At 69.9% G+C, this 5,524-nt stretch carries 4 protein-coding genes; 3 read left to right on the top strand and 1 reads right to left on the bottom strand.

Annotation, left to right across the window (positions count from 1 at the left end; translation table 11 throughout):
* Positions 1-307 precede the first annotated feature (307 nt).
* The gene (locus ACFU99_RS31425) at positions 308-1,081 is read right to left on the bottom strand and encodes a hypothetical protein (protein ID WP_384398479.1); all 774 of its coding nucleotides are present in this window, start codon (positions 1,079-1,081) and stop codon (positions 308-310) included.
* A 207-nt stretch (positions 1,082-1,288) separates the two neighbouring features.
* On the opposite strand from ACFU99_RS31425, the gene ACFU99_RS31420 reads away from it, so the two are divergent.
* From ACFU99_RS31420 to ACFU99_RS31410, 3 genes are all read left to right on the top strand, one after another.
* A complete protein-coding gene (locus tag ACFU99_RS31420; RefSeq protein ID WP_384398481.1) occupies positions 1,289-2,758 on the top strand; it encodes an aldehyde dehydrogenase family protein in 1,470 nt (489 codons plus the stop codon).
* A gap of 123 nt (positions 2,759-2,881) precedes the next feature.
* Positions 2,882-4,417 (top strand): GMC family oxidoreductase, encoded by a 1,536-nt coding sequence (locus ACFU99_RS31415; protein WP_384398477.1) that lies wholly within the window; start codon positions 2,882-2,884, stop codon positions 4,415-4,417.
* Positions 4,414-5,508, top strand: a complete 1,095-nt coding sequence (locus ACFU99_RS31410; RefSeq protein ID WP_384398475.1) for a glycine betaine/L-proline ABC transporter ATP-binding protein — start codon at positions 4,414-4,416, stop codon at positions 5,506-5,508. The genes ACFU99_RS31415 and ACFU99_RS31410 overlap by 4 nt, the downstream gene beginning before the upstream one ends.
* Positions 5,509-5,524: the final 16 nt, after the last annotated feature.

The raw sequence follows: 5,524 nt of genomic DNA, 5'->3' as shown, positions 1-5,524 counted from the left end.
GCCGCCGTCGATCGGGGACGCCTTGAAAGTCCACCCCTTCGGGCCGTCCTCGAAGCCGGGGTTGACGACGATGAGCGGAGCGGTCTGCCGGTCCATGCGATCCCCCTCGCCCTCGGCCCCCGCGCTCGGACCCTATGAGCAAGTTAGGAGTGTTGCCCGCGGAGCGAAAGACCGAAAACAGCGAGCGGGCCGCCCCCGACCCACTCGTCGGAAACGGCCCACGACCGACATCAGGAATCGACATCAGAAACTGACATCAGTAACTGACGTCGGGAAAGCGGCATACCCGCCGGGGCGGCCCGCGGCGTCAGCCCTTCTGCACCGCCTTCTTGAACTCGTCCACGCTCATGGACTCCTTCTCCGACGGCGGGTTCACCGCGACCGGCTTGCCGTAGTCGGTGAATTGCATGGAGCTCGTCTTGCCGTTCTGCTTCGAGGCGATCTTCAGGAGGTACGGCTTGCCCTCGGCGGCCACATAGATCGTGCTTTCCGCGCCGTCCTTGCCCTTCGCGGTGAGCGGCACGACCCGCTTGCCGTCCTCGGTCGTCTCCTTGCCCTTCTTGAGTTTCTCGTCGCCCGCGTTGTCCTCGGCGATCTTCTTCTGGAAGGTCTTGAGGTCCTCGCAGGAGGACGCCATCTGCTTGAGGACCGTCTCGCTGGTCTTGCCGTGGAGGTAGCGGCCCTTGGCCGCCTTGGTGGCGAGCGCGCCCTTCTTCGGGTCGCCCGTCATCGCGGACCACACGGCGGCGTCGGGCTTCAGCCACACCTCGTCGCCGCGTTTGACGACCTCGACGGAGCCCTGGCCGCTGGCGGGGGTCGTGGTGCCCGCGCAGTTGTTCTTGTCGTCCGCGGCGATGTCCATCTTTGCGGACGCCGATCCGGAGGCCGCATCCATTTTCATCCGCAGCGCGGAAGCGGAGCTCAGCTCGTTGCGCGCCTTCTTGGAAATCTCCTGGGCGGAGAGCCCGTCCAGACCCCCCTTGCCCTTCGCGTTGTCGGAGCTATCGGTTCCGCAGCCGGCGAGGCCCACTGTCGCGGCCGTGCAGATCGCTGCGGCCCACATGCCGTATCGCTTGGTCATTCAGCTCACGCTAACAAAGCCGAGGCCAACAAATGGGACAGAACGGCGAGCGGAAGTGACCCGGACCACTCTTGGTGACGGATGAGGAATACGTTCGAAAGTTCCGGTTAGGGGTCCCTGTTGCTGGCGTGACCAGCGAAGAACTTTTCAGTGATCGGAAGGCAGTACGACGTGTCGGCAGCAGTCGAGACCATTCATGTGGACGGGGTGTGGCGCGACGCCGCATCCGGCGCGCAGCGGGAGGTCCTCGACCCCGCAGATGCCCAGCCCTTCGCGACCGTGGCCGAGGGCGGGGCGGACGACACGGACGCGGCCGTCGCGGCGGCCCGGCGGGCCTTCGACTCCGGTCCGTGGCCCGGTACGCCCGTAGCCGAGCGGGCGGCGCTGCTGCGCCGCGTCGCGGACCTGCTCCAGCGCGACCGCGAGGAGATCGCGCTCATCGAGAGCCGGGACACCGGCAAGACGCTGGAGGAGGGCCGGGTCGACGTCGACGACGTGACCAACGCCTTCCGCTACTTCGCCGACCTCGTCATGAACGAGAGCGGCGGCCGGGTCGTGGACGCCGGCAGCCCCGCGGTGCACAGCGTCGTCGTGCATGAGCCGGTCGGCGTGTGCGCGCTGATCACACCCTGGAACTATCCGCTGCTCCAGGCCAGCTGGAAGGTCGCCCCGGCGCTCGCGGCCGGCAACACCTTCGTGATCAAGCCGAGCGAGGTCACCCCGCTCACCACCGTGCACCTGATCAAGCTGCTGGTGGAGGCCGGGCTGCCGACGGGCGTCGCGAACATCGTCACCGGCGCGGGCGTGCCGGTCGGCCAGCGCCTCGCCGAGCACCCCGACGTCGACCTGTTCTCCTTCACCGGCGGCCTGGCCAGCGGCACCACGGCGGGCGCCGCCGCCGTCGCCGGGGCCAAGAAGATCGCCCTGGAGCTGGGCGGCAAGAACCCCAACGTCGTCTTCGCCGACGCCTGCGCCACCGAAGAGGGCTTCGACACCGCCGTCGACCAGGCGCTGAACGCCGCGTTCATCCACAGCGGCCAGGTCTGCTCGGCCGGCGCCCGGCTGATCATCGAGGAGTCGGTCAGCGACCGGTTCGTCGCCGAGCTGGCCCGCCGCGCCGAGAAGATCAAGCTGGGCCGGGGCACCGAGAAGGGCGTCGAGTGCGGCCCGCTCGTCTCCGAGCAGCAGCTCGCCAAGGTCGAGGCGTACGTCACCTCCGCGCTGGCCGAGGGCGCCGCGCTGCGCTGCGGCGGCTCCCGCCCCAAGCCGTCGAAGGTCCGCCCCGAGAGCGGCTACTTCTTCTCGCCGACCGTCCTCGACCAGTGCCACCGGGGCATGCGCGTGGTGCGCGAGGAGACGTTCGGGCCCATCGTGACCGTCGAGACGTTCCGCACCGAGGACGAGGCCGTCGAGCTCGCGAACGACACCGAGTACGGGCTCGCCGGCGCCGTGTGGTCCTCCGACGCGGGCCGCGCGCGGCGCGTCGCCGGGCGGCTGCGCCACGGCACCGTGTGGATCAACGACTACCACCCCTACCTGCCGCAGGCGGAGTGGGGCGGCTTCGGGAAGTCCGGCATCGGCCGGGAGCTGGGCCCCGCGGGGCTCGCCGAGTACCGCGAGTCCAAGCACATCTACCAGAACCTCGAACCGAAGGCCGTGCGCTGGTTCGCCGGCTGACAGCGCCCGCGGCACCCGTCCCCACGCCCGTACAGCGCGTTCCCCGGCCCGTTCGACCCACGGTTGCACAGCCCACTCTTCACGCGCAGAACCTTCAGCAGTAGCAGCAGAGGAGCACCCCCCATGCCCGTGTACGACTACGTCGTGATCGGCGGCGGCACCGCCGGTTCCGTCATCGCGTCCCGCCTCACCGAGAACCCCGACATCACCGTCGCCGTCATCGAGGGCGGGCCCACGGACATCGACCGGGAGGACGTCCTCACGCTGCGCAGATGGCTGGGGCTGCTGGGCGGCGACCTTGACTACGACTACCCGACGGTCGAGCAGCCGCGCGGCAACTCCCACATCCGGCACAGCCGGGCGCGCGTGCTGGGCGGGTGCTCCTCGCACAACACCCTGATCTCCTTCAAGCCGCTGCCCGGCGACTGGGACGAGTGGGCGACGGCCGGGGCCGAGGGCTGGGACGCCGAGTCCATGGACCCGTACTTCTACCGGCTGCGCAACAACATCGTCGCGGTGGACGAGAAGGACCGCAACGCCATCGCGAGCGACTTCGTGAACGCCGCGCGGACCGCGACCGGCGTGCCGCGCGTGGAGGGCTTCAACAAGAAGCCGTTCCACGAGGGCGTGGGCTTCTTCGACCTCTCGTACCACCCCGAGAACAACAAGCGCTCCTCGGCGTCGGTCGCCTACCTGCACCCGTTCCTCGACCGCCCGAACCTGCACATCATGCTGGAGACCTGGGCGCACAAGCTGGAGCTGGACGGCACCCGGGCGACCGGCGTGCACGTACGCACCAAGGACGGCGAGGAGATCCTCGTCGAGGCCAACAACGAGGTGCTGGTCTGCGCGGGCGCGGTCGACACCCCGCGGCTGCTGATGCACTCCGGCATCGGCCCGAAGAAGGACCTCGAAGCGCTCGGCATCCCCGTCGTCCACGACCTGCCGGGCGTCGGCGAGAACCTCCTCGACCACCCCGAGTCGGTCATCGTCTGGGAGACCGACGGGCCCATCCCCGAGAACTCGGCGATGGACTCCGACGCCGGCCTGTTCATCCAGCGGGACCCCGCGGCGAACGGCCCGGACCTGATGTTCCACTTCTACCAGATCCCGTTCACCGACAACCCGGAGCGGCTCGGCTACGAGAAGCCCGAGCACGGCGTGTCGATGACGCCCAACATCCCCAAGCCGCACAGCCGCGGCCGGCTCTACCTGACCAGCGCCGACCCCGAGGTCAAGCCCGCCCTCGACTTCCGGTACTTCACCGACGAGGACGACTACGACGGCCGCACCCTCGTCGACGGCATCCGCATCGCCCGCGAGATCGCCAAGACCGAGCCGCTGGCCGGCTGGCTCAAGCGCGAGGTCTGCCCGGGCCCGGAGGTCACCTCCGACGAGGACATCAGCGAGTACGCGCGCAAGGTCGCCCACACCGTCTACCACCCGGCGGGCACCTGCCGAATGGGCGCCTCCGATGATGAACTCGCGGTCGTGGACCCCAACTTGAACATCCGTGGTATGCAGAACATCCGTATCGCCGACGCATCGGTCTTCCCGACGATGCCCGCCGTGAACCCGATGATCGGAGTCCTGATGGTGGGGGAGAAGTGCGCCGAAATGCTTGTCACGGCCTCAATACGCGGGGGTGATGGCGCGTGACCAGCACCGCACCCGCGCCCAGCGCGGCCACGGACGACCCGAAGGCCGACGGCGCGCCCGTCTTCTCCGTACGCAACCTGTGGAAGGTCTTCGGCCCCAAGCCGGAGCGCGTCCCCGGCAGCCCGCTCGCCGAACTCCCCGCCGACGAGCTGCGCCGCGAGTCCGGCTGCACCGTCGCCGTCCGCGACGTCTCCTTCGACGTCCGCCAGGGCGAGGTCTTCGTCGTCATGGGCCTCTCCGGCTCCGGCAAGTCCACCCTGGTCCGCTGCCTGACCCGGCTCATCGAGCCGACCAGCGGCGAGATAGCCATCGACGGCGAGGACGTCTGCGGCATGGACCGCGGCCGGCTGCGCGACCTGCGCCGGCACCGCGCCGCCATGGTCTTCCAGCACTTCGGGCTGCTCCCGCACCGCACCGTCCTCGACAACGTCGCGTACGGGCTGGAGATCCAGGGCATGGGCAAGGCCGAACGCCGCGCCAAGGCCCAGGAGATCGTCACCAAGGTCGGCCTCGCCGGCATGGAAGCCCGCCGCCCCGGCCAGCTCTCCGGCGGCCAGCAGCAGCGCGTCGGCCTCGCCCGCGCCCTCGCCGCCGACCCCGAAGTCCTGCTGTTCGACGAGCCGTTCAGCGCGCTGGACCCGCTGATCCGCCGCGACATGCAGGAAGAGGTCGTCCGGCTGCACCGCGACGAGGGCCGCACCATGGTCTTCATCACCCACGACCTCAGCGAGGCGCTGCGCGTCGGCGACCGCATCGCCCTGATGCGCGACGGGCGCATCGTGCAGTGCGGCACCCCCGAGGAGATCGTCGGCTCGCCCGCCGACGACTACGTGCGCGACTTCGTCCGCGACGTGCCGCGCGAGCAGGTGCTGACCGTACGCCGCGCCATGCGGCCGGTCACGAAGACCGACGCCAAGGACGGCGCGACGCTCGCGCCCGACACCACCGTCTCCGACGCGATCGAGGCCGTGGCGCGCAGCGGCGCCCCGGTGCGGGTCGTCGACGACGGACGCTGCGTGGGCGTCATCGACTACGAATGCCTGCTGGGCGTAGTGGCGGGACTGGACCGGGGAGAGGTAGCGGCGGCATGAGCGCGATGTACGACAG

This window comes from Streptomyces sp. NPDC057654 (genome assembly GCF_042800135.1).
In the GTDB taxonomy this organism is placed as follows: domain Bacteria; phylum Actinomycetota; class Actinomycetes; order Streptomycetales; family Streptomycetaceae; genus Streptomyces.
This window is presented reverse-complemented; position numbering and strand designations above follow the sequence as displayed.

Bases quoted from the DNA above. Each gene is read 5' to 3' on its own strand.
- ACFU99_RS31425 (WP_384398479.1), bottom strand. From the start codon at position 1,081: ATGACCAAGCGATACGGCATGTGGGCCGCAGCGATCTGCACGGCCGCG.
- ACFU99_RS31415 (WP_384398477.1), top strand. From the start codon at position 2,882: ATGCCCGTGTACGACTACGTCGTGATCGGCGGCGGCACCGCCGGTTCC.